Origin of the sequence: uncultured Pedobacter sp. (assembly GCF_913776295.1) — a bacterium.
Taxonomy (GTDB): Bacteria; Bacteroidota; Bacteroidia; order Sphingobacteriales; family Sphingobacteriaceae; genus Pedobacter.
Genome location: NZ_CAJYOJ010000051.1, coordinates 1 through 23,776, shown reverse-complemented (window position 1 = coordinate 23,776; position 23,776 = coordinate 1). Strand labels below are relative to the sequence as shown.

The 23,776-nt window shown below is 39.8% G+C and carries 19 protein-coding genes; 6 read left to right on the top strand and 13 right to left on the bottom strand.

Annotated elements, in window-relative coordinates:
• Window positions 1-263 precede the first annotated feature (263 nt).
• The 11 genes from QZ738_RS10475 to QZ738_RS10425 all read right to left on the bottom strand — a co-directional run bounded on the left by QZ738_RS10475 (window position 264) and on the right by QZ738_RS10425 (window position 11,739).
• Entirely contained in the window at window positions 264-1,469 is a 1,206-nt protein-coding gene (locus tag QZ738_RS10475; protein WP_293787261.1) for an MFS transporter, read from the bottom strand.
• A gap of 108 nt (window positions 1,470-1,577) precedes the next feature.
• A complete protein-coding gene (locus QZ738_RS10470) occupies window positions 1,578-2,231 on the bottom strand; it encodes a TenA family protein (protein WP_293787259.1) in 654 nt (217 codons plus the stop codon).
• Window positions 2,228-3,061 carry a bifunctional hydroxymethylpyrimidine kinase/phosphomethylpyrimidine kinase gene (gene thiD, locus QZ738_RS10465; RefSeq protein ID WP_293787257.1) on the bottom strand — a complete coding sequence of 278 codons (834 nt, stop codon included), beginning with the start codon at window positions 3,059-3,061 and terminating at the stop codon, window positions 2,228-2,230. Before thiD ends, QZ738_RS10470 begins: the two co-directional genes overlap by 4 nt.
• Before the next feature lie 401 nt (window positions 3,062-3,462).
• Complete coding sequence (locus QZ738_RS10460) at window positions 3,463-5,010, bottom strand: choice-of-anchor I family protein (protein ID WP_293787255.1); 1,548 nt, start codon at window positions 5,008-5,010, stop codon at window positions 3,463-3,465.
• A gap of 295 nt (window positions 5,011-5,305) precedes the next feature.
• A complete protein-coding gene (gene lpdA / locus QZ738_RS10455) occupies window positions 5,306-6,712 on the bottom strand; it encodes a dihydrolipoyl dehydrogenase (RefSeq protein WP_293787253.1) in 1,407 nt (468 codons plus the stop codon).
• A gap of 417 nt (window positions 6,713-7,129) precedes the next feature.
• Complete coding sequence (locus QZ738_RS10450; protein ID WP_293787251.1) at window positions 7,130-7,486, bottom strand: VOC family protein; 357 nt, start codon at window positions 7,484-7,486, stop codon at window positions 7,130-7,132.
• Between the two features lie 62 nt (window positions 7,487-7,548).
• Window positions 7,549-8,100: a Crp/Fnr family transcriptional regulator gene (locus tag QZ738_RS10445; RefSeq protein ID WP_293787249.1), complete on the bottom strand. Its 552-nt coding sequence runs from the start codon at window positions 8,098-8,100 to the stop codon at window positions 7,549-7,551.
• A 38-nt stretch (window positions 8,101-8,138) separates the two neighbouring features.
• Window positions 8,139-8,747 carry a DUF2306 domain-containing protein gene (locus QZ738_RS10440; RefSeq protein ID WP_293787247.1) on the bottom strand — a complete coding sequence of 203 codons (609 nt, stop codon included), beginning with the start codon at window positions 8,745-8,747 and terminating at the stop codon, window positions 8,139-8,141.
• Window positions 8,748-8,792: 45 nt separating this feature from the next.
• On the bottom strand, window positions 8,793-9,458 hold the full coding sequence (locus QZ738_RS10435) for an HAD family phosphatase (RefSeq protein WP_293787245.1): 666 nt from the start codon (window positions 9,456-9,458) through the stop codon (window positions 8,793-8,795).
• A 22-nt stretch (window positions 9,459-9,480) separates the two neighbouring features.
• Window positions 9,481-10,641, bottom strand: a complete 1,161-nt coding sequence (locus QZ738_RS10430; protein WP_293787243.1) for an esterase-like activity of phytase family protein — start codon at window positions 10,639-10,641, stop codon at window positions 9,481-9,483.
• A gap of 273 nt (window positions 10,642-10,914) precedes the next feature.
• A complete protein-coding gene (locus tag QZ738_RS10425) occupies window positions 10,915-11,739 on the bottom strand; it encodes a DUF6515 family protein (protein ID WP_293787241.1) in 825 nt (274 codons plus the stop codon).
• Between the two features lie 365 nt (window positions 11,740-12,104).
• Between QZ738_RS10425 and QZ738_RS10420 the strand changes: the two genes are divergently transcribed.
• From QZ738_RS10420 to QZ738_RS10400, 5 genes are all read left to right on the top strand, one after another.
• On the top strand, window positions 12,105-13,976 hold the full coding sequence (locus QZ738_RS10420; RefSeq protein WP_293787239.1) for a CocE/NonD family hydrolase: 1,872 nt from the start codon (window positions 12,105-12,107) through the stop codon (window positions 13,974-13,976).
• A gap of 76 nt (window positions 13,977-14,052) precedes the next feature.
• Window positions 14,053-15,918 carry a CocE/NonD family hydrolase gene (locus QZ738_RS10415; RefSeq protein WP_293787237.1) on the top strand — a complete coding sequence of 622 codons (1,866 nt, stop codon included), beginning with the start codon at window positions 14,053-14,055 and terminating at the stop codon, window positions 15,916-15,918.
• A 130-nt stretch (window positions 15,919-16,048) separates the two neighbouring features.
• Window positions 16,049-17,704, top strand: coding sequence for a M1 family metallopeptidase (locus QZ738_RS10410; RefSeq protein ID WP_293787235.1), 1,656 nt, complete (start codon window positions 16,049-16,051; stop codon window positions 17,702-17,704).
• A 156-nt stretch (window positions 17,705-17,860) separates the two neighbouring features.
• Window positions 17,861-18,592, top strand: coding sequence for a head GIN domain-containing protein (locus tag QZ738_RS10405; RefSeq protein WP_293787233.1), 732 nt, complete (start codon window positions 17,861-17,863; stop codon window positions 18,590-18,592).
• A 665-nt stretch (window positions 18,593-19,257) separates the two neighbouring features.
• A complete protein-coding gene (locus QZ738_RS10400; protein WP_293787231.1) occupies window positions 19,258-20,028 on the top strand; it encodes a hypothetical protein in 771 nt (256 codons plus the stop codon).
• A 254-nt stretch (window positions 20,029-20,282) separates the two neighbouring features.
• Here QZ738_RS10400 and QZ738_RS10395 read toward each other — a convergent pair whose 3' ends face one another.
• Both QZ738_RS10395 and QZ738_RS10390 read right to left on the bottom strand, forming a co-directional pair.
• Window positions 20,283-21,173, bottom strand: a complete 891-nt coding sequence (locus QZ738_RS10395) for a hypothetical protein (protein WP_293787229.1) — start codon at window positions 21,171-21,173, stop codon at window positions 20,283-20,285.
• 85 nt (window positions 21,174-21,258) lie between these two features.
• Window positions 21,259-21,966, bottom strand: a complete 708-nt coding sequence (locus QZ738_RS10390) for a DUF2490 domain-containing protein (RefSeq protein WP_293787227.1) — start codon at window positions 21,964-21,966, stop codon at window positions 21,259-21,261.
• Between the two features lie 482 nt (window positions 21,967-22,448).
• Here QZ738_RS10390 and fabV point away from each other — a divergent pair, with 482 nt between their 5' ends.
• Window positions 22,449-23,642, top strand: a complete 1,194-nt coding sequence (fabV, locus tag QZ738_RS10385; protein ID WP_293787225.1) for an enoyl-ACP reductase FabV — start codon at window positions 22,449-22,451, stop codon at window positions 23,640-23,642.
• Window positions 23,643-23,776: the final 134 nt, after the last annotated feature.

Here is a 23,776-nt window from a genome sequence, read left to right as displayed (position 1 = left end):
TAAAGTTATTAAAGAATTGCACGGATATAGTTAGATCCAATAGAAGCTTCAAAAGAATTAAGGTCTATAAAGAAAAGAGAAAACCTCTGATGTACAAAGGGATATAGCTTAACTTAACGACATTGGGTGGGCGGTTGCAGCGGTACCCTGCAGCAACGAGGTACGAGGAAGCGAAGCGTACAAGCAAAAAGCGGGAAGAAACGCTATTTTGCGCTCAGGCACTGCGCTACAAATAACAGCTATGTTTCGCTATGAAATGAAACCTAGTTTATCTCCTTAATCTTTGTTACCAAAAAGATAATCAGCATACCAAACACGGAAATAATCCCGAAAGAATAGCGTAAGCTGGATAGCTGGGAAATATAACCTATTAACGGTGGACCAAATAAAAAGGCAAAATAACCGATACTCGAAACCATGGTAATGGCTTTACCGGCTGGTACCTTTTTATTATTGCCCGCTATGCTATATACCATAGGTACTATACTCGAAACACCCAGGCCTATAAGCATAAAACCAAAAATAGCGACAAGAAGATTCGGGAATATTACGGCAAGCGCCATACCTATTGATATAATGGCGCCGCTAATTTGCAGAAGATTTTTCCGCCCGAACTTACCAATTAAAAATACACCCATAAACCTCCCGCTGGCCATCATAAACATGAATGATGAGTAACCGATAATGGCCTTATTGTGAGGCAACTTTACTACATCCTCAAAATAAATTGCACTCCAATCGAACATGGTACCTTCGGTGGCCATACTGCAAAATGCGATAACACCCAATAACACTAAAATGCCTTGAGGCATGGTGAAAAACTTCGTTTTCTCTACTACGATATTTGGTTTATTATGATTAAGTAGTTTTTTAGCGTTAAACAACACGTTGGTTAAAGATATTAGGGCTATGATCCAAAAATGGGTATACATACCTAATTTTAAGTTGACCAAACCAAGCGCAATTAATGCGCCTGTTAAATTGCCAATACTCCAGGCGCCATGAAAAGAACTCATAATAGGCTTGCCATAATAGTTTTCGCCGGCAACACCCTGAGTATTTAAGGCAATATTGCATAAGTTACCGGTAATACCGAATAAGACCAAAAAAGCAGCTAGCTGCCAACCTGTATTAGCTAATGCTAGAAAAGTTAAGGCGATGGCATAAAGAGGTGCCGTCGCCCTCAACATTTTTTTGCTGCCAAAATGTGTAGTCAGTTTTGCAGAAAAAAACATGGTTATAATCTGTCCTGCAGGTAATGCAAAAAGTATAGAACCTAATTCCGCATCGTTTAAACCCATCGAGGCTTTAAAGGTTGGGATCCTGCTGGCCCAACTGGCAAAGCAAACCCCTTGCATAAAGTAAAAGGCTGATATGGCTAAACGTACTTGTTTTGGAGAGCTTTGCGTTAATGCAGGTTTATCTTCTTGTTTAATTAAAATTTCCTGTTCTTGCTTGCTTCCTTCCAATGTAATGCTTTAAAATTATAGAAAGGCAAAGTTCTTTAAATCTATTGGAAATACCGACATGTTTTTAACATTTTATCAAAATATTTTGCTGTTTATCAGGTTAAAATATTAAATTTTCCATTTTTCCAATTCATAAGCGCTATTCCAGAACATCCATTCTAAACGCGTTGCCATTTCAAAAGCTTCCAGCATTTTTTGTTGGGTTGTAGCATTCGCTTGTGCTGCCAGTTCATCTGCAATATCAATAGCTTTTTCTACTGCAGCAGCAAACTCAACGCCCGCATACATATCGATCCATCTCTTATAAGGATTTTTTTCTCCCTTTTGCTGGGCAAAAATATGGTCTCCCACTGCCTTGTAAATCCAAAAACAGGGCAAAACAGCTGCTACAGCTACTTCTACATTGGCATAGGCTGCCTGACTAAGGATATAATTGGTATACAAAAGCGTAGATGGAGTGGGTTGCACTTCGCTGGCTAAACCAAATTCGGTAAAATAACTTTCATGTAAAGTACGCTCGGCAAAAATAGCGCCTGTAGAAAAGCCGGCAAAAGCCATTACCCAATCTGCATTTTGCATACGCCCGCTGATAGTGCTTAGTGTCCGCCCAAATGATAAGAGATAATAAGCATCCTGTGCTAAATAGAAAATAAATTTTTCTTTCGGTAAGGTACCATTGCTCAGTTCTTTATTAAAAGGCAGCGTTAAAATTTTCTTATAGATGGGTACAATTCTTTCCCATGCCTGTTCGCTCCACTTCATTGGATAATTAAGTTTAAAGGTTTGAAAAAATGATTTAAAGGTCCGTTACCTTTACCTGTTTTTACTTCACTTCCGGCTTTTAAGGCCTGGCTGATGTAACTTTTTGCAATTTTAACGGCATCAAGCAACATTTTACCTTTAGCCATTTCGGCGGCTATAGCTGATGAAAGTGTACAACCAGTGCCATGCAGATTTTCAGAAGCAATAAATGTACTTTCGAGTATAACCGGCGCATAGCTTCCACAAATAAACACATCATAAATTACGGGTCCGATTAAATGTCCTCCTTTAACCAAAACAGCTTTTGCCCCTTTTTCAATAATTTTCTTAGCCGCAGCAATCATGTCGTTAAGGTCATGAATAGGCTGCCCGGCAAGGATAACCGCTTCATCAATATTTGGGGTAACCAGGCTTACCAATGGGAACAACTTATTAATTAGCTGCTCAACAGTATCAGGCGCTATCAATTTATGTCCACTGGTAGCTACCATTACCGGATCTAAAATAACAGGTACATCCGCATTGTATTTTTGAAGTTCTGCTTCTATTACATCAACTGCTTCTGCCCTGTTAATCATACCGATTTTAATAGCCACGGGTTTGATATCATCCAGTACTGCCTGTAGTTGATCTTTAATAATTGCTGCGGGAATACCATGAACGGAACGCACTCCTAATGTATTCTGCGCTGTGACGGCCGTAATTACAGATGTACCGAAACAGCCCAGAGCCGAAAAGGTCTTTAAATCAGCCTGAATTCCTGCACCGCCTCCACTATCTGATCCTGCTATTGTTAATACCTGAATATAATTCATTGCTAAAGACTTCATTTTGTTATACAACTTCAGGAGTCTTCAAATGCCGAAAGCATTTATGCAATTACTGCAGACAAACTAATTTCCTACGCCGGCATGATCCGGATCAGGTCCATTCGAGGTTGATGGCTGGAGGGTTTTAAGGCTGAAAGAATTACCCTCTACCTTTTACCATCTACCTTTAACCTCAAAAAGGGTATATTCTCAGCCAACTTATTTGAAGGCACCCCTAAAGTTTTATTTTGTGATGCAATATAGGCTTAAATTTTTATTTCCAGATTGTGAGAAATAGAAAAAAACAAAGAGTTGTCAACTTTAATAGCAAATATACTTATACGTTAAAAACTCCTAAATCAACAAAAAATCCCGATAAAAATACCGGGATTAACATCATAATCAATAAAGGGATGGTAAGACTATATTTTATCAGGTTGGTAGAACCGAACGGTACCATCTCCTTCATTTGAAACAATTAATAAGCTTCTACCATTAGGGCTATCTTTTGGTTTAACAAATAGCAAACCTTCGGGTGCATCGCCCGTAGAGAATAGTTGCACAAATTTTGGTGCTGCCGGATTGGTTACATCATAAATAGCAATCGCATCTGCACGTTCCAGGCCAATAAAAGCAAGAGTTTGTCCGTTTACCTGCGCAACCGTTACACTTTCTACTTCAACCCCTTTATTATCTGAGCGATCGTCGTCATATTTTCCGGCATCAATTACGTGCTGTTCGAGATCTTTACCAATGTTAGCCACCAAAGCTCCCGTATTTGCATTCAGAATACTTACACTTCTTCCTCCGGTCGAAAATAATTCCTGGTATATTTTATTGGTACCAACCATAGTAAAACCTGCGGTGTTGGTTACCGTAAGTCTGCCCAAATTAGCATCTAACTGCAGGGTTGCAGCGTTAGGAAATTTAACCGGATCCAAAATGAGGTCTTTTACACGCACCTCTTCTTTTGATTCTTTCGGAGTATAATCCTGACGGGTATCGCCTTCATTGGCCAGAGCCAAATAAGCTGTGCCACCGGCCATAAAATAAGAGATCGCATCTGGCAGGTAATAGGCTTTAATTGGCCATGTACCCAATACTTTTTTACCATCTTTATCACTAACATCAAAAGCATTTTCGGTCAGGCTAATGTCTCTTGTACCTAACGGAATAATCCTTGTAATGGTTCCGGCCAAAATATCTACTTCGGCAACACCATTGTTCTCCTGGAGTGTAACATAGGCTTTCCTGGAATCGCTGCTTACCGTGATGTATTCCGGCTCAATGTCCTGGGTAAAACTGGCATTATAACCGTAAATCCTGAAACCACCGGCCAGCAAGGTTGCCTTTTGCGATTCAAAAGCCGAGAAATCTACTGTTTTTATTGAATAATTATCCTTTATGCTGATGATGGAAATCGTTCCTTTTGGATCAACCGTATAGGCCGGATTGGGCTCGCCTTCGTTTGCCGATAAAATATAATTTCCATCCGGACTAAAAGTGACCATATCAGGCATGGCACCCACCGTAATTTTTTTCACTTCTGATAAATCTGAAGTCTTCAGTACCAAAACATCTCCATTGCCCTGTTTATCGGCCCCGTCTAAGGCGATAGCCAATAAACCATTATTCACGGCCACACTATTGATCCCCGCATTAGCTGCATAGGTTAAGGTTTGCAATTTTGTAACCGTTGGGTATTTACTCATATCCACTACATCAACTTTGGCACCACCATCATTGCTTGCCACAAATAATCTTTTGGTTAAGGGATCGTAAGCCGAAATTTCGGAAGCGAATTCACCACCTAAATCAATAGCTGCAGTTTCTTTAAAGCTGTCTGTTTTTTCCGGAACAACAGTTTCTGCCGGAGGATCTACAATCAGATCATCTTTTGAATCTTTTTTGCAGGCAGCAAATGCCAGTGAAGCAATAAAAATTGCACCAAATAGTTTTTTACAGTTCATGGTTTGTTAAATATCTGAGCCGCAAAAATAGAAGCGCATAACGTTATTCTTTATGCGCTAACTATTATCATTTTATTAAAAAAATGTAAAGAAATAAGGAACTGTTGTAATCAAAATGCAGTTTTACCTGATTAAAGGATTTAAGAAATGTTATCGCTAAAGAGTTGTCAACTTTGATAGCCGGTTTGCCAGAAAGTTGACAACTCTGAAATAAAAAAAGCCGACAATTGCTTATCGGCTCTGGATATCTATTCATGCTTCCCTCTGTTAGAGTAGAAGTTGAGAAAAATTTATATTAAATATGTATCGCTCTGTTCTCCGTTGCAGCCAGTGCCGCCTCTTTCAGTGCTTCTGTATAAGTTGGATGCGCATGGCAGGTACGTGCAATATCTTCAGCAGATGCACGGAATTCCATGGCGATAACAGCTTCAGCAATCATGTCTGCAGCACGTGGTCCAATCATGTGTACACCTAGAACTTCGTCGGTTGCCGCATCGGCCAAAACTTTTATGAAACCATCGGTATCCATACTTGCTTTTGCACGTCCGCTGGCTTTGAAAGGAAATGAACCTGCTTTATATTTTACACCTTTTTCTTTTAATTGCTCTTCTGTTAAACCTACAGAAGCAACTTCCGGCCAGGTATAAACTACGCCGGGGATTAAATTGTAATTGATATGTGGCTTCTGGCCGGCAATGGTTTCGGCAACGTAAATACCCTCATCTTCCGCTTTGTGTGCCAACATGGCTCCGGTAATCACATCTCCGATGGCATAAACACCTTTAACCGAAGTTTCTAAATGCTCGTTAACCGGAATTTTTTTACCTCTCTCCTCAACGGTGATACCAATTTTATCTAAACCTAAACCTTCGCTGTAAGCAGTACGGCCAACAGCAACAATGCAATAATCAGCTTCTAAAGAGATAGATTCCCCTTTAGGCGTATCCGCCGTAACCGTTACCGTTTTACCATTATTGGTAGCACCGGTAACTTTATGATTCATAAAAAACTCCATGCCCAGGTTTTTCTTTAATACACGTTGAAGTTCTTTACCTAAACTTGCATCCATTGTTGCAATGATGGATGGCAAAAACTCAATTACTGAAACTTTTGTACCTAAACGGGCATAAACAGAACCCAATTCCAGGCCAATTACACCGCCGCCAATCACAACCATCGACTTTGGAACTTCTTTAATATTTAAAGCTTCGGTTGAGGTAATAATGCGTTTTTTATCAATTGGCAAAAATGGTAAAGCAGTTGGTTTAGAACCCGTAGCAATAATTACATTTTTAGCAGATAAAGTTTCAGTGGTACCATCGGCTTTGGTTATCAGGATGGTATTTTTGTCTACAAAAGAACCTACACCTTCGAATGAATCGATTTTATTTTTTTTGAACAAATAAGTGATCCCAGCAGTATTTTGAGCAACAACATCGTCTTTACGCGCGATCATTTGTGGCATATTTACTTTAAGGTTTTTTAAATCGATACCGTGAGTAGTAAATGTATGGGCAGCGTTGTGAAAATGTTCCGATGAATCCAACAATGCTTTTGACGGAATACAACCTACGTTTAAACAAGTACCTCCAAAAGTTTTATATTTTTCTACTACCGCAGTTTTTAAACCTAACTGAGCACAACGGATTGCGCCTACATAACCGCCCGGCCCTGAACCGATAACAACGACATCGTATTGCATAATTTCTTGAGTATTTTAATTAGCCAAAGGTATGGAAAAAAGGCGGAAAGCTGAAAGTAGAATGGGCAATTGTATTGTAATTATAGCCAGCAATACAGTTCTTGCGCACACACTTAGAACCAACGCTGCATTACCCGACACTAAAAAGCATATTCCTACAAAATTCAACTGCCCCAAAGTGCAGGGCATAACAATATTTGACCTTAATACTATAAAACATTTAAATGGTCCGGCAAAAAACCAGATCAACCGTACTAGGTCTATTATCTTTTGTGTCAATTTACATTACAAATAACCATAAACTATGAATTATCGGCTAATAAATCCATGACTAATGGACCGTTGACTGTTAAACCATTAACTATTAAACCATTGACCAATGAACTAATGACTATTGAACTATTGAACCAATAAATCCTAAGCCCCCTGCCCGAAAGTAAGTAAATTGTTATCCGGATCGAGCATAGAAAACTCTTTCTGTCCCCATGGTTTTGTTTGCAAATGCCCGTTTGGGTGTATGCTTTGTTTACTAGTCAGCATAGATTGGTACAAAGCTTCTATATCATTTGTCCGGATGTACACCTGACCATAGTTCTCTTTGGGATCAAGTGTTTCGAATAAAAAAAAGTGAATCTGAATATGGTCTTTTTTAACCATAAGGTAATCCCTGAAATTGTCTGCGCCAATGTCTTCAAAGCCTAACTTATTCACATAAAAATCTTTCGTGATTTCTTTATCACGCATGGGAAGTTTTGGGTTGATCGCTGTAAGCATATTTTTTTATTTCAAAAATGAGCAATTTTCTCAAAAGCAGCACTTGATCGAAATCAGGAAATTCAGTAATTTGCCCTAACCCTGCTTAGTGTTTCCGGAGTAATTTTAAGATAGGATGCAATCATTTTTACCGGAAACACCTGTACAATAAGGGGCTTAACTTTTTTAATGTAATCATATTTTTGTGAAGGACTTAATGCATTATCGAAAAGGTAAGTTCGGTGGTTAGCCTGACCAAAAATTCTGCCCAGGTTTAAAAAAGATTGCGACACCCCAATCAACTCGTGCAGGCCAATTAAACTCAGTTCAATTACCTCAGCATCTTCAAATGCTTTAATCGTTGTACCAGATGGCGTTTGATCAATCAAACTCGGGTGATTAAACATCCATTCTGTCGGAAGATGCAGATCAATAATTATATCCCCTGTATTATCAGCATGAAACTGAACAAAAGATCCTGATAGAATGAAATAAACATACTGGCAAATATCACCCTCACGCAATAAAACATCGTTTTTCTTAACTGTTTTACGCAAGGCTTTTTCTTCAAAAACAAGCAGGTCATGTAATGAAAATGCTCCTACACCAGCTAAAATTTCCTGAACTGACATCATATTACAAAATTATTTCGGTAGATAACGTATCTGGCAACTTATTGGTGAACTGTTTTTCTGTTGATTAAATAAGCAACAACTAAATTTGGCACCCAGCATAACCAGGCAACAACCAGGTAAGCTTTTGAAAAATCGCCATACGTTATTGTTAAAATAGGCAGCCAGATTCTTAAGGTTACCGCAGCAAAACAAGCGGCATAACTGTAAACCATCATTGTTTGATGTTTTTCAATTTCGCCGTTCAGAATATCTAAATAGGCTCTTAAAGTAGTATAAAACCAAATCACGCCTAAACAGATAAATCCGGCGGAAGAAACCCACCCACCTGTTGCAAAAAAGCCAATGTAGAGACCAGCTAATGCACTAAGAAGAACGGAAACTACATAGACTTTACCCAGTTTCCGATGCAATGCCATTCGCCTGTTTCTCATCTTCGGACTAAACTGTGCCCAACCGACAAATAAAGCGACTCCTCCGAAAATGATATGCGTATAAAAGCCAATATTCCAGCAGGTATTACTTAATAACGCTAGTGATTTCGAACTCAACAGGCCAAATTTTCTATCGATCAAAAAGTAAACTGTTGGATAAAGCCCAATCAGCAATGCGAAAGTTGCAAATAAAATCCATAATCCTTTTTTTACCATACTGAGCGCCCTGTTACTTCATACTAAGCTAGTTAATTTCAATAATTAAATCAGTTCTTTTTGTAACATATATGTTTTGGCATTAGCAAAACTAAGAAACAGCTCATCAGCTATTTTTAGTTTTTGATGTGCCCGCACATTATTCTGTATCGCATAACAGGTAATGCCAGCAGCCAGTGCCGATTTAACCCCATTTAAGGTATCTTCAAAAACGATGCATTCTTCCTTTGCCAAGCCCAGCCGCTCCACACAAAGATTATAACTCTCGGGATCGGGTTTAGATTTGCTTACATCTGTACGGGTAATAAACAAGCTGAAATATTTGGCCAGACCGTTACGCTCAAAAACGGCTTCCACATCAATCTTCGGACTGGCCGTAACCACCGCAAGGGTAAGTCCTTTTTCGTAAGCAAACTGCACAAATTCCAAAGCATGAGGCATTAGTGCTATGTCAGTTGTTCTGAAACCATCAAAGGTGATCTTTTCTCTTCTCTCAATAAAGCTTGCTAAATCTTCATCAAGTTTATAGCGGTCTACAATGGTTTTTGCATTTTTCGGCAGCGGAATTCCTGCGTAATTACTCAACCAATCCTTAAATTCGATATGCACATTGTGGGGTTTCAAAAACGTATTCCAGCAATCGAAATGAAATTTTTCAGAATCAATCAATGTGCCGTCTAAATCGAAAAGCAGGGCTTTTATTTTACTCATTATAAATTTTTAACTGAATGGTTTATGGGATTATCTCGAAAAGGAAAAACTGCTGTACCTGCGATTTACTAAAATTATTATCCACACAAAAAATCAGAGATCGGTGTCCGTTTGCTAGTTTTGGTCCGAAAGTTACGCCCTCAAAATTATCGATGTGCCTGTTTAAGCTATCAAAATCAAAGAGTAGCTTTTTGCTGAGCGGCTCAGGCGGGTTTTTCGTAAAAGATGCATTGTTGATTTCATTTTCTGCACCATTCAGATCAACCAGATAAAGTTTTAAAAAAGTGTGGTCATCATGACCTTTTGCCCAGGCCCGTTCCATTACCAAAAGCGTATGGTTATTAACAGCCAGTATTTCCGAAATTCCGTTTACATTCCAGTCATTATCTACAGTTGGTTTAACAGGTAAGGCACCAAGCTTATAGGCATATTGGGCAACATTTTTTTTGCTCGGCACATCAAACTTTAAAATCCTTGTTAAGGCTTTATCATATTCAAATGCGGCCTGCTTACCATCCTGGTAAAGTGGTTCTTCTAAACTGGCGTATAATGTTTTGTAATTATCCGCATAAGTCAAACCTTCAAATAATGCATTTTTTCGTGGGCCGCTTGCTGTTTTGGTAAAGTGGAAGCCTTTCGGGAGCGGAAGCGTATCCAAAAATTTGCCTGTTGTAGATATAAAAGTTAAACTGGGCTGAACAATGGTCGAATCACCATTTTTAAATAGCCTTTCGCCTTCGCTGCTCCAGATCATTTGATTGGTAACTGGATTAAAACGAACAGACTCCCCATCTGGCTTTACACTTTTATCGGTTCCATATTTGGGATATTGTTTTCCGTTTTCCTGTAAAAGAAAAGTAACGCCCGTAATCCTGATGGTATCGATTTTATTTTCTTTAAGATCGATCTTTGCGGTGTAAATCCTTGCCGGACTAAACTGCGACGGATCATCGCTGATTATGTAATACTGGTTCTGTTTTACATCATAATCAATTCCAGATAAGCCGCCAACAACTGTATTTTCAAAAACAGGGTTTAGGGGCATGACATATTCATCCAGAAACTTTATGGCTGAAATACTAGTCTCATCCGGTGCAACTTTAGCATACTTGGTTACTGAACAGGAAGAGAAAATAATAGCAAAAAAAACACAGATGACGAGGTAAGGCTGTATGGATTTCAAATCGAAATGTTTAGGTTGCAAAAATATGTTTTTTAGACGCAACAATTTATAATTTTTGCCACGGAGGATAAGATAAGCACGGAATAATCTATATTGTGGCGTTAGATGTTACCACCTGATACACATCAATCTAACGATAGAAATCCTGCAATTAAGCAATCTTTTCAAACAAAAACAATCGGATGGTAACATCCTACTGCGCGTTAAACGGGCAATCCAAAGAGTTGTCAACTTTAATAGTCTCCCGGACGAAAAGTTGACAACTCTGAACAATTAAAACAGCTTACCAATTATGCGGTAGGTAATGTTCGTTCCATCAACCACCTCTTCATAATAAACATCATCAGGCGAAACAAAATACTTTTCGTTTTTAATGGTCACTTCTCGGCATCCTTCAGGCAACTGATCAATAATGTCGCCAATGTTACGTGTATCAGCAGCATCGTTTGTGGTATTTAAAACCCCATCCTTTCCAGCCACCACATATACCGTTTTACCATCGGCATTTTCTTTTTGAGTATAATAAACCCCTTTATATTCATAATAATCAACACCGTTGATGGTCACCCGATTTGCATCCGACGGTAATTTTGGAACTTCTGCACCAACTGGCGGTGTTACCACTTCATATTGGTCATTATTTTGTTGATAAAACAATCCACCGGAATAATAAAACTGGCTTGGTCCGTACCAGAACGGATAATAGCCGTACGGCAATACGTTAATCCTGACTCCTAAAAATGGCCTGTAAAAACTGTAATAACTATAATATGGTCTGTAATAAGGTCTTCCGAAACCAAATCTGTAGCCATAGTATGGCCTGCCATATCCTACCCGATAACCTGGCCGGTAATATCCATAACCTGACCTACCGGAACGGATACCAGTAGAAAAACTACCCCTGCCTGAACCGCGCATCGAGGGCTGATGAGAAAAACCACCACCTCTTAATGACCCAATTGAACCTGATCTGCCCCCGCCTAAAGCGCTGCCACTGCTCCTACTGGGCCGCTGTGCAGAAACACTTTCGATATTCAAGGTTGCGACCATCACTGCTACAGCGAAAACAACCCAGCCTTTTTTGAATAACCCATTCATTTTTTTGTGTTTAATTTGAACATCAATATGACGGTTAAAAACCTTGAAAGATTATCCCTTAACCCCATTTAACTAAATTTTGATAAAACAATGACCAATAGCAAACAAGGTGCTACGAAGATATTCAATAGCGCGACTATACCCCATTAACTCTCTTTCCGATGATCGATAAGTAAGCGAATTTTCTTTTGCACGCCAGGCTACTCCCAAGGCCTTCTGAATTCTATATCACATCTTCCATGATCCATGTTACATCCCGCCTCCTACCCTCATTGCCTCTACTAACAAACCTTTTACGCGCTATATTTTTCTTATCAATCTTTAATCTACCTATATTTAAATTTTATTCCTAAAAACCAGCTTAAATGAACCTTACCAAAGTTTTTACCCTTTTATTTTGTCTGTTTATTTCTTATGAATTATCGGCTCAACAAAGCGATTCGGCCTATGTGAGAGAAAACTATATCAAAATAGAACGCCAAATCCCAATGCGTGATGGAATTAAGTTATTCACTTCCATTTACATCCCTAAAAATCAATCGAAAAAATACCCATTTTTAATTAACCGTACGCCTTACACGGTTGCCCCTTATGGCGAAGATAAATATAAGCTAAGCCTAGGCAACTTTCCGGCCATGATGCGCGAGGGATTTATTTTCGTTTACCAGGATGTGCGCGGCCGCTGGATGAGCGAAGGTACTTTTGAAGATATCCGCCCTCAGCTCACTGGTAAAAAATCTAAAACGGCAATTGATGAGAGTACGGACACTTACGACACTATAGATTGGTTGATTAAGAATGTAAAAGGAAACAATGGAAAGGCTGGTATTTATGGCATTTCATACCCTGGTTTCTATTCAACCACCTCATTGCCGAATGCTCACCCGGCCTTGAAGGCCGTTTCTCCGCAGGCACCGGTTACCGATTGGTTTATGGGGGATGATTTTCACCACCGCGGTACCTTATTTCTAATGGACGCCTTCAGTTTTATGAGCAGTTTCGGGGTGCCGAGGCCTAAGCCCATTACACCAGATAAAGGCCCCAAAGGCTTTCAATTTCCTATTCAGGACAATTATCGCTTTTATTTAGAAGCCGGTTCGGTTAAAAATTTAAAAGACCGTTATTTTGCGGATAGCATTAAATTCTGGAACGATTTGTTTAAACATCCAAATTTAGATACTTTCTGGAAAGCACGTTTAATTACGCCTCATTTAACCCATGTAAAACCTGCGGTAATGGTTGTGGGTGGCTTTTTCGATGCCGAAGATGCCTATGGAACCTTTGATACCTATAAAGCTATTGAAAAACAGAATCCTGGCGCTAGCAATATCCTGGTTGCAGGACCCTGGTTTCATGGTGGCTGGGTACGCAGCGATGGCTCCTTTCTCGGGGATATTAATTTCGGGAAAACCACGAGCATTGATTATCAACAGCAATACGAGCTACCTTTCTTTAAACGTTATTTAAAAGACGAAGGAGATTTTAATCCGGCTGAAGCCAATATTTTTGTAACCGGAAGTAACGAGTGGAAGAAATTCAACACCTGGCCACCAAAAGAGACAGAAAGCAAAAATCTGTATTTACAGCCCAACGGAAAACTTGGTTTCGACAAAGTAGAAAGAACCGATAGTTGGGATGAATATGTGAGCGATCCGAATAATCCGGTACCTTACCAGGATGGCGTTCAGGACAGGCGTACCCGCGAATACATGATAGACGATCAGCGTTTTGCAGCCCGCCGCCCGGATGTTAAAACTTATCAGACAGACGCCTTAGCGGAAGATATTACCTTAACCGGACCGGTGCTGGCTAATCTCATGGTGTCTACTACCGGAACAGATGCCGACTATGTAGTTAAATTGATAGATGTTTACCCTGAAGATGCACCAAATCCGGTACCGAATCCTAAAAACTTAATTATGGGTGGATACGAAATGCTGGTTCGTGGTGAAATTATGCGCGGAAAATACCGCAACAGCTTTGAAAAACCCGAAGCATTTGTTCCGGGCGAAATTACCAAAGTAAATTATCCTTTGCCGGATATTGCGCACACCTTTAAAAAGGGGCATAAAATTATGATTCAGATCCAAAATTCGTGGTTTCCTTTGGCCGATCGAAACCCACAGAAATTTATGGATATTTATCAGGCAGAACCGCAGGATTTCCAAAAAGCAACACACAGAATTTATCATGATGTGCACAATAGTTCGTTCATTACCGTTTCAGTATTAAAATAAACCCGTTACGTATCACCATTGCCCTGGTTTGTATATTCACCAACCGAAAATAAAAAAACTTGCTTATCCATAAAAAATGAAATACTTAAAACTCATCATTATCCTGCTTTCGGCATCCACAACTTTTGCGCAAAGCGATGCAGGATATCCTAAAACAAACTACACAAAAAAAGAAGTGTATATCCCTATGCGCGATGGAACCAAACTTTTTACGGCCATTTACACCCCGAAAGATGCTTCGAAGGATAAAAAGTATCCGATGATAATGCAGCGTACCTGTTATAGCGTTGCCCCCTATGGTGAAGATAAATTTCCGGCACGTTTAGGTCCATCTGATCTGATGATGAAAGAAGGTTATATCGTAGTGATGCAGGATGTACGTGGACGCTGGAAAAGTGAAGGTACCTGGACCAATATGACACCTGTTATCGACAATAAAAAATCAAAGAAAGATGTGGATGAAGGCTCCGATACTTATGACACCATCGACTGGTTGGTTAAAAATGTGGCCAATAATAACGGCAAAGTGGGCCAATGGGGTATTTCCTATCCTGGCTTTTATACTGCAGCAGGCATTTTAAGCAATCATCCAGCGTTGAAAGCATCCTCACCACAGGCTCCCATTTCAGATTTCTTTTTTGATGATTTTCATCACAATGGGGCATTTCTGCAAAGCTACTTTTTCACCTTCCCGTTGTTTGGTGTACAAAAAACCGATACCACATCAAAACCCTGGTACAACAACCAGCTGATTTTGCCAAAAAGCAAAGATGGCTATCAGTTTGCGCTAGACCTCGGTCCATTATCCAATGCCGATAAATATTATAAAAACAACTTCTTTTGGCAGGAAACCATTAACCATCCAAACTATGATGAATTTTGGCAAAAACGTGGTCTGCTAAAACATTATGGCACCATCAAACCTGCAGTAATGGTAGTGGGCGGCTGGTACGATGCGGAAGATTTATCGGGACCGTTGAACATCTACAAAACCATTGAAAAGAAAAATCCAAATGCTTATAATACCATCGTAATGGGTCCATTCGGACATGGAAGGTGGAGCCGCGAAACCGGTCATACTATGCACAGCAATGTATATTTTGGCGATAGCATTGCTACTTTTTACCAGAAAGAAATCGAAGCTAAGTTTTTCAATCATTTCTTAAAAGGCAATGGCGATAAAAACAGCGGCCTGCCAGAAGCTTATATGTTCGATACAGGTAAAAAACAATGGGAAACCTTTGACAGATGGCCGACTGGAAAGGCAAGCAAGCAAAAGTTATACTTTAGCGCGGATGGTAAATTAAGCATGACCGCTCCATCAACTCCTGGCTCGGTAAATTATATCAGCGATCCGTTAAAACCAGTCCCATACACAGAAGACATCACTACTACATTAGGTTTTACCCCGCATAATTACATGAGCGAAGACCAGCGTTTTGCGGGCAGAAGACCAGATGTTCTGGTTTACCAAACCGACATATTGGATAACGATGTGACTCTAGGCGGCGAAATCATGTCGCACCTTAAAATTGCCACTACCGGCACCGACGCAGATTTTATAGTGAAACTGATCGATGTATATCCGGCCGATGAACCAAACAATCCTTATATGCCAAACAAGAACATCACATTGAGCAATTACTGGCAAATGGTACGTTCGGAAATTATGCCTGCCCGTTTCCGCAATAGTTTTGAGAAACCAGAAGCCTTGGTAGCCAATCAAAAAACTGACGTGAATTTCAAATTGCAGGATGTATTACACACCTTCAAAAAAGGGCATAGAATAATGGTCCAGGTACAGAGTACGGCTTTCCCGTTATTTGCACGGAATCCACAAAAATTTGTAGAAAATCCTTACAAGGCAACCGAAGCAGACTATATTAAAGCCACCCAAACGGTTTTTAACGATAGTTTTATAGAAGTTGACGTGATAAAATAAATTCGATGCTCACGCTCGTTTCCAAACGAGCCTGCAGTAATTAAATCGTTTCTAACAATTATTAAACAAAATACAATACCCCGCCCCGGTTCGTGTATCAACGAGCCAGAAGCGTTGCTCAACAAAAAAAATGAAAAAACTATTTATCTTTTTCGCACTGGCATTCAGCATTCCATTTGTACAGGCGCAAATGCTGGGTAAAAACCAAGTCAATTCACGGGCTGATAGCCTTCGTGGGACACTTACTTCATTACGTACCTGCTATGATATTAACTATTACCACTTAGACGTCAAAATCGATATTGATCAGAAATCCATCGCCGGAAGCAACGAATTTGCTTTTACCGCAATGCAGGATTTCAACAGATTACAGTTTGACCTTTTTGATAACCTGAAAATAGACAAGGTAGTGTACAAGGGTGTTGATTTACCGTTTACCCGCGAGTACAATGCTGTTTTTATCACCTTCCCCAAACCAATAAAAAAAGGAAGTAAAGATAAATTTACAGTTTTCTATTCTGGTAATCCTACTGTGGCCAAAACACCACCCTGGGATGGTGGCTTTATCTTTAAAAAAGATGCCGAAGGCAACCCTTTCATTTCTGTTGCCTGCCAGGGTTTAGGCGCAAGTGTATGGTGGCCCAATAAAGATCACCAGAGTGATGAGGTAGACAGTATGCTCATCAGCATTAGTGTTCCTAAAAATTTACAGGAAATATCTAACGGAAGATTGAGAAATACAGTAGATCAACCTGATGGGTACAAACAATACAACTGGTTTGTTGCTAACCCCATCAACAACTATGATGTGACTTTTTACATTGGGAAGTATGCCCATTGGCAAGATAGTTATGATGGCGAAAACGGCAAGCTGAGCATTGATTACTGGGCCCTGCAAACTGATAGCGCTAAAGCCCGCCCACATTGGGATGCCGATGTTAAGCCCATGCTAAAATGTTTTGAATATTGGTTTGGCCCATACCCATGGTACAAAGATGGTTATAAACTGGTTCAGGCACCACATTTGGGTATGGAACATCAAAGTGCGGTAGCTTATGGCAATCAGTTTAAACCAGGTTATTTGGGTAAAGATTTAAGCCGTACCGGACACGGCTTGAAATGGGATTTTATCACCATCCACGAGAGTGGCCACGAATGGTTCGGGAATAACATTACCGCAAAAGATATCGCCGATATGTGGATTCACGAAGGTTTTACCAATTATTCTGAAGTACTGTTTACAGAATGTACAGAAGGTAAAACTGCTGCTGACGAGTACGTAATCGGACTACAAAAAATTATTCAGAATGATGAACCCTTAATTGGTCCTTATGGCGTAAACAAAGAAGGTTCGGGAGATATGTATCCGAAAGGTGCAAATCTGGTGAGTATCATCCGCCAACTCATTAATAACGATGAAAAATTCAGACAGATTCTCCGCGGGTTAAACAAAACCTTTTATCACCAGACAGTAACCACTGCGCAGATTGAAAATTACATAGCCAAACAGAGCGGCTTGAAATTAGACAAAGTGTTCGATCAGTATCTTCGTCACACCAAACCACCTGTTCTGGAATATAAAATCAGCAGTGGTACGCTATCCTATCGTTGGTTAGCTGATGTTAAGGGTTTCGATATGCCCGTACGTGTTACCCTAAAAACCGGCACATATACTTTGATCAAACCAACCAACGATTGGAAAACCATTGCAGTAGATGCCAGTATAAACGCCGATAATTTTAAACACGATCCCTTGTTTTATATCAATACAAAAAAATCGGGTTAGATCTTGAAGAAGTCAAGTTTTTGAAACTTGACTTCTTTGTTAAGGCACAATCAAATTTCCGATAAAGAATTAAATTTTGTGTTACGCAACTTTTTTAAAAAACCAACGTCTTATAGGAAAAAGCTCATTTTATCTGAAAAAACAAAATCAATAGTCATGAAAAAAGTATTTGCCATATTATTAGCCTCTTTAACATTAAGCTTTAGCCTTAATGCCATTGCAAAAGACCAGATCAGCATCCACGCTTTCAAGAATAATAGCGACGATAGAGACGTAAAAAATTTCAATGGCGTCGCTGTAGCAGGTCCTATTAATGTAATTGTAACTTTCGGAAGCAGCGAAAGCTGTCGGTTAGAGGGTGATGCAGAAGCACTAGCCACAATTGTTACTGAAGTTAAAAGCAATATTTTAGTGATCCGTCCGCAAACCAGCATCACCAGTTGGTCTAGAAAATACGAAGGCAAAAAGATAACGGCTTATGTGTCGGCAAAAGAATTAGCGAGTTTAACGGTTAGCGGTGATGGAAGCTTAACTGTAAATGGAAAAATCAGCACGGGTAGCCTAACCACTACCCTTAGCGGCTCAGGCAATATCAAAGCAACAGCTGATGTAGATAACTATAACGGTGTAATCAGCGGATCTGGGTCAATAAACATTACAGGGGCTGCAGACCACTCGAAAGTAGTCATCAGCAGTTCGGGCGCTTTTGCCGGTAAATCTTTTTCTACAAAAACATTAACCAGCACCATCAGTGGTTCAGGAACGGTAAATATCGCAGTTAGCGAAAGCATCAAAGCGGTAATCAGCGGGTCAGGAAGTGTTAACTATTCTGGTAATCCAACGGTTGATAAAACGGTTATTGGTTCAGGTGGTGTCAGAAAAGTATAAGATTCATCACCTTACAAGGAACGCCCCGGAGAAATTTGGGGCGTTTTTTTTATTCACTTTGCAGAAAAATATTTTTTCTTTTGGAAAGCAAATACAGAAGCCGTTGGGTTTACGATAGAAAGATCTGCCCAGGTAATTTAAACCTGACAGGAGCGGACACGAACGCAGTGAAGTAAAGCGGATGGCAGGGCTTTCGCAACCGATGCCCACAGGAACCTGCTTTCCAAAAAAAGAAATTGGTTTTTCAACAATAACTATTGCTACCCGGAAACTATCCTATTTTTTGGAAAGCGAATACAGAAGCCGTTGGGTTATTGCAAACCCCTCATTTGCTTTAGCCCTGATGGAAACCTGTAAAACAAGCAAGCACACCAAAATATAACATAACCGGTGCTTAATCAGGATCTGTCGAGTTGGGATAGAAAGGTCTGCCTGAGTAAGTTAAACCTGACAGGAGCGGACACGAACGCGGTGAAGTAAAGCGGATGGCAGGACTTTCGGAACCGATGCCCACAGGAACCTGCTTTTCAAAAAAAGAAAATTGGTTTTTCAACAAAACAATTGTCGGTATGCCATACAAAAAGATTTATCATGATGCCAAAAACCCATGATACAAAGTAGTATTCAGCTCAAAAAATTATATTTGCTTAACAACTCTTCATATCATGAAAAAAACATTTTTAGTTTTTCTACTCCTCTTCACTAACTATTTTATTTATGCCCAGGAACCGACACTTGATAAAAAATACCGTTCGGTTGTTGCCGATTTTATCAAAGTGGTTAAAAGCGGAAATATACAAAAGCTAAGCATCAAAATCACTTATCCTTTAAACAGGGCATACCCTATCCCACCAATTAAAAACCAACAGGAATTTGTAAAACGGTACAAAGAGGTATTTGATGATAACCTGACGGAGAAAATCGTTAATAGTAAACCGGAACGCGATTGGAGTGACGTTGGCTGGCGCGGCATTATGTTGCTTCGTGGCGATTTATGGCTTGATACCGACGGAAAACTAGTTGCGGTTAACCACCAATCGAAGTTGGAAGCAAAAGAACAGGCCAGGTTGATCAATGTAGAGAAAAAAAACGTTCACCCCTCAATAGCCAACTTTGAACAACCGGTTCTTGTTTTCGAAACTGCTCAGTACCGGATCAGGATTGATGACCTGGGTAACGACAACTACCGATATGCCTCATGGCCGGTAAAAAGTAAAATGAGCGATAAGCCCAAATTAATTTTAACCAATGGTAAATTCAAACCTGATGGCAGTGGAGGAAACCACAATTACCAATTTAAAAGCGGCGACTATGTATACACCTGTTTTATCATTGTAATGGGAGAAAAAGATGCTCCTCCTGCACAATTGGTGATTACCAAGGCCGGAAAAGAAATACTATCTCAACCAGCAAAAACAATCAACCCCTTATTATAATAGATGCTTACCGAAACAATAAAAAACTTTTTAATCGGGATCTTAGCTTGCTGAAATCCAAAATTGAAGCTTTCCAAAAGGAAGAGAATCGTTGGCGGATAGGCCATGGAATTGCAAATTCCGGGGATTGCGCTTTGATAAAAACCTTACCACATTAGCACATCTGCGCTTTTTCTGTGTTTCTTTGGTATCATCCAAATAAAGCGAAATGTGTAGACTGCATAAAAAAGGAGGCTTAAGCCTCCCGATATCGTTTAGAACTGAACTCCGAACAGCCACATATTTTCGATATAGTTAATCTTCTGGCTCGCGTGGTCATATTCATCCCAACCTGTGGTATGCACATTTGTTAAATTCGTGGCACCAAATTTTGTAGTATTTTGCAGGTAAACATGTCTCCAGATGTAAAACTTAAATCCAACTTTTGCCGAAATACCATAACCCGAAATACTGAAATGGTTATTTCTACCCTGGCCAAAAAGGCGTACATCGGAGCGCGGCACCATTAATCCGCCACCAAAACCTGTCTCTAAAGTCAAAGAAGTATTGCCACCTGGTGCAACCCAGATATCATCGTAACGTTCCACTTCAATATTGGCATAATTAAAGCCATCGGTATGCTCATAAGTAAGCATATTTTCTTTCACCTTAATACTTTGGCCATTATAATCTCCAGCCAAGCTTCCTGTAGGCGTATCTGTTGGTGAAATATTCGTACCGATATGACCATTAATGGCAACGGTTTGCGGAATATCCATGACATATTTCATGTGATCCCAGCCTATTGAAATGCTGTAATTATCTTTAAGAAAATACCCAATACGGATATCATACTGGGGCACTGTAATCAAACCGGGATTTAAATAGCTCCAGCTTAATTTCGATTGCCGATCGTGTGCCACAACATCTTTTAAAGTAAAATCGTAATTGGGCCCCTGAAACCTGATATCACTCTTACCGTACCACGAACTATTATAACCCCAATTGAAAAAGAAATCGCCCTTACGCGAAAAATTTCTTCGATGCATGGGGTTAAATAAGCTTTTAGAAGTTGATGTACGATCTGTTACAGAACCCTGAACCTCCTGTGCCTGTATCCGCTTGCCAAACAAGAATGCTAAAAAAAGAATGGTAATTTTTTTCACATGGCAAATTGAGCAAAAAGGCCAATCATTTACAACAGGTTTAACATTTCGTAAAGGTTGTAATACAAAAAATGACTTTAAAACATTAAAATCGGGTGTATACTGCCAGCTGAATAATGTTATTAACCATATTGTTCGAAAGTCCATGGGTAATCTGGTTCATGTAGCCGGCTTCCAGATCAAACTTTTTCGAAAAACGATAACCTGCAGCAAGGTATAATCTGTTCTGATCAAACACACTGCTATTGATTTTACTTTTGTTCTGAAGATTCAAAAAAACTTCGTTTTGTAAAGCCACAAAAGCGCCCTTTGTAAAAGCAGGCTGCTTTTTCTGTAATGGCTGTATCAACCTAACAAAATAACGGAACCTCTGCGAAAATACGTCTTCTCCGGTTCTGCCGATAAAACGTTGCTCAACCCTAAACCTGTGACTGGCAAATACCGAACTGATTTTATGATTATAAATATACTGTTCAAAAATACGGTGTTCGTGAAGGGTAAGGTTGTCACTTCCTATCAGTTCGGTTGTAGTGGTCTGCCAAAGGTATCCCAATGCCACATTACTTTTATCATTGATGAAATATTGTAATGCAGGCCTTACTAAAGTATTTCTCACATATCCCCAATCATCTGCTGAACGGACCTGAAAATCAAATTGCAATCCCCATTTATCATTAAATTTGGTATTATTTAAAAACATAAACCAACCTGAATTTTGATGTTGGGTTTGCGCATATAGCTTTCCAGATGCCATGATGAATACCATCACGGCAGATAACAATAGTTTTTTCATAATAGATAATCCGGTTTTACCTGTGTGCCGCTAAATTAGTAGAAATATGTGAAAGTCGGAAGTCCGGAGTCGGAGGTCCGAAGTCAAATGCCAAACTATTATCGTTCAGCTTTGCGCTTTTTGCAAAAAACCCCGGTGCTTTTTGCGCTTAAAAAGTCGAAGGTCCGGAGACGGAGGTCAGAGGTTTAATTGCCTAAACCATACCCCCAGCTTTGCGGGTGCTGCGAAAAACCTTTGCACGCTTTGCGGTAAAAAAAAGCCGGAAGTCCGGGGTCGGAGGTCAGAGGTTTAATTGCCTAAACCATACCTCCAGCTTTGCGCGCGCTGCGAAAAACCTTTGCACGCTTTGCAGTTAAAAACAAATTTCATTTAAGGTTAAAGAATTAAAAATATATCTTCGTTAAAGATTTGGACATTAAGGCGTTTTTCATCACCTTAAAACTGTGCTTATTTTAACATTACAAAACGTAAAAAGAACAAAAATGATTATCGAACCTAGAATGAGGGGCTTTATCTGTTTAACCGCACATCCCGACGGCTGCGCGCAAAACGTAAAGAATCAAATTGAATATGTAAAATCTAAAGGAGCCATCAATGGTCCTAAAAAAGTATTGGTTATTGGCGCGTCAACAGGCTTCGGCCTAGCTTCACGCATTACTGCTGCTTATGGCTCTGGCGCTTCTACCATTGGCGTATTTTTTGAAAAAGCACCTTCCGAAGGTAAAACGGCATCACCAGGCTGGTACAATACAGCCGCCTTCGAAAAAGAAGCTCATGCTGCCGGTTTATATGCCAAAAGTATAAATGGCGATGCATTCTCTAAAGAAATTAAAGAAAAAACCATTGAACTGATTAAAGCCGACCTTGGCCAGGTAGATCTGGTTATTTATAGCCTCGCTTCTCCGGTAAGGAAACACCCTGATACGGAAGTATTACACCGCTCTACCTTAAAACCTATCGGTAGTACATATACCAATAAAACTGTCGATTTCCACACGGGTAATGTGAGCGAAATATCCATTGATCCTGCGACTGAAGAAGATATTGCCAATACCGTTGCCGTAATGGGAGGTGAGGATTGGGCTATGTGGATTGATGCCCTAAAAGCAGAGAACCTGCTTGCAAAAGGTGCTACCACCGTAGCTTATTCGTATATCGGCCCGGCTTTAACAGAACCAGTTTACCGTAAAGGAACCATAGGAAGAGCTAAAGATGATTTAGAAGCAACTGCATTTAAGATAGCGGATAAATTAAAAGATATTGAGGGCAACGCTTATGTATCTGTTAACAAGGCGTTGGTAACACAGGCAAGTTCTGCCATTCCGGTAATTCCGTTATATATTTCATTGTTGTACAAAGTGATGAAGGCAGAAGGTGTTCATGAAGGTACAATTGAGCAGATCCAACGTTTATATGCTGATCGGTTATACACTGGCAATCCCGTTCCTGTTGACGAACAAGGAAGAATCAGAATAGATGATTGGGAAATGCGTGAAGATATCCAGGCTAAAGTAGCCAAACTCTGGGAAGAAGCTACAACAGAAACCCTACCTGCAATAGGCGATTTACCTGGTTACAGATCTGATTTCTTAAGCCTGTTTGGCTTCGAAATTGATCAGGTGGATTATCAAAAAGAGGCACAGGAAGTAGTAGAAATTGAAGGTTTGGTAAACTAGTTTATCCGTCACCCTGAGGAATAATTTATGGTATAAAAATCAATATAAATGACGTAACTGATTTCTTATGCCATACAGCACAGTCTTGCCTCGGCTCACCGCCGCCGAAGGGCTCTTACTTTTTGGCATCAAAA

What these genes read in the sequence shown, in the direction of transcription:
- QZ738_RS10405 (WP_293787233.1), top strand. Translation starts at nt 17,861, where the DNA reads ATGAAAAAAGTATTTGCCATATTATTAGCCTCTTTAACATTAAGCTTT.
- QZ738_RS10460 (WP_293787255.1), bottom strand. Translation starts at nt 5,010, where the DNA reads ATGAACTGTAAAAAACTATTTGGTGCAATTTTTATTGCTTCACTGGCA.
- QZ738_RS10400 (WP_293787231.1), top strand. Translation starts at nt 19,258, where the DNA reads ATGAAAAAAACATTTTTAGTTTTTCTACTCCTCTTCACTAACTATTTT.
- QZ738_RS10450 (WP_293787251.1), bottom strand. Translation starts at nt 7,486, where the DNA reads ATGCTTACAGCGATCAACCCAAAACTTCCCATGCGTGATAAAGAAATC.
- QZ738_RS10435 (WP_293787245.1), bottom strand. Translation starts at nt 9,458, where the DNA reads ATGAGTAAAATAAAAGCCCTGCTTTTCGATTTAGACGGCACATTGATT.
- QZ738_RS10425 (WP_293787241.1), bottom strand. Translation starts at nt 11,739, where the DNA reads ATGAATGGGTTATTCAAAAAAGGCTGGGTTGTTTTCGCTGTAGCAGTG.
- QZ738_RS10445 (WP_293787249.1), bottom strand. Translation starts at nt 8,100, where the DNA reads ATGATGTCAGTTCAGGAAATTTTAGCTGGTGTAGGAGCATTTTCATTA.
- lpdA (WP_293787253.1), bottom strand. Translation starts at nt 6,712, where the DNA reads ATGCAATACGATGTCGTTGTTATCGGTTCAGGGCCGGGCGGTTATGTA.
- fabV (WP_293787225.1), top strand. Translation starts at nt 22,449, where the DNA reads ATGATTATCGAACCTAGAATGAGGGGCTTTATCTGTTTAACCGCACAT.
- QZ738_RS10390 (WP_293787227.1), bottom strand. Translation starts at nt 21,966, where the DNA reads ATGAAAAAACTATTGTTATCTGCCGTGATGGTATTCATCATGGCATCT.
- QZ738_RS10440 (WP_293787247.1), bottom strand. Translation starts at nt 8,747, where the DNA reads ATGGTAAAAAAAGGATTATGGATTTTATTTGCAACTTTCGCATTGCTG.
- QZ738_RS10470 (WP_293787259.1), bottom strand. Translation starts at nt 2,231, where the DNA reads ATGAAGTGGAGCGAACAGGCATGGGAAAGAATTGTACCCATCTATAAG.
- QZ738_RS10420 (WP_293787239.1), top strand. Translation starts at nt 12,105, where the DNA reads ATGAACCTTACCAAAGTTTTTACCCTTTTATTTTGTCTGTTTATTTCT.
- QZ738_RS10410 (WP_293787235.1), top strand. Translation starts at nt 16,049, where the DNA reads ATGAAAAAACTATTTATCTTTTTCGCACTGGCATTCAGCATTCCATTT.
- QZ738_RS10415 (WP_293787237.1), top strand. Translation starts at nt 14,053, where the DNA reads ATGAAATACTTAAAACTCATCATTATCCTGCTTTCGGCATCCACAACT.
- thiD (WP_293787257.1), bottom strand. Translation starts at nt 3,061, where the DNA reads ATGAAGTCTTTAGCAATGAATTATATTCAGGTATTAACAATAGCAGGA.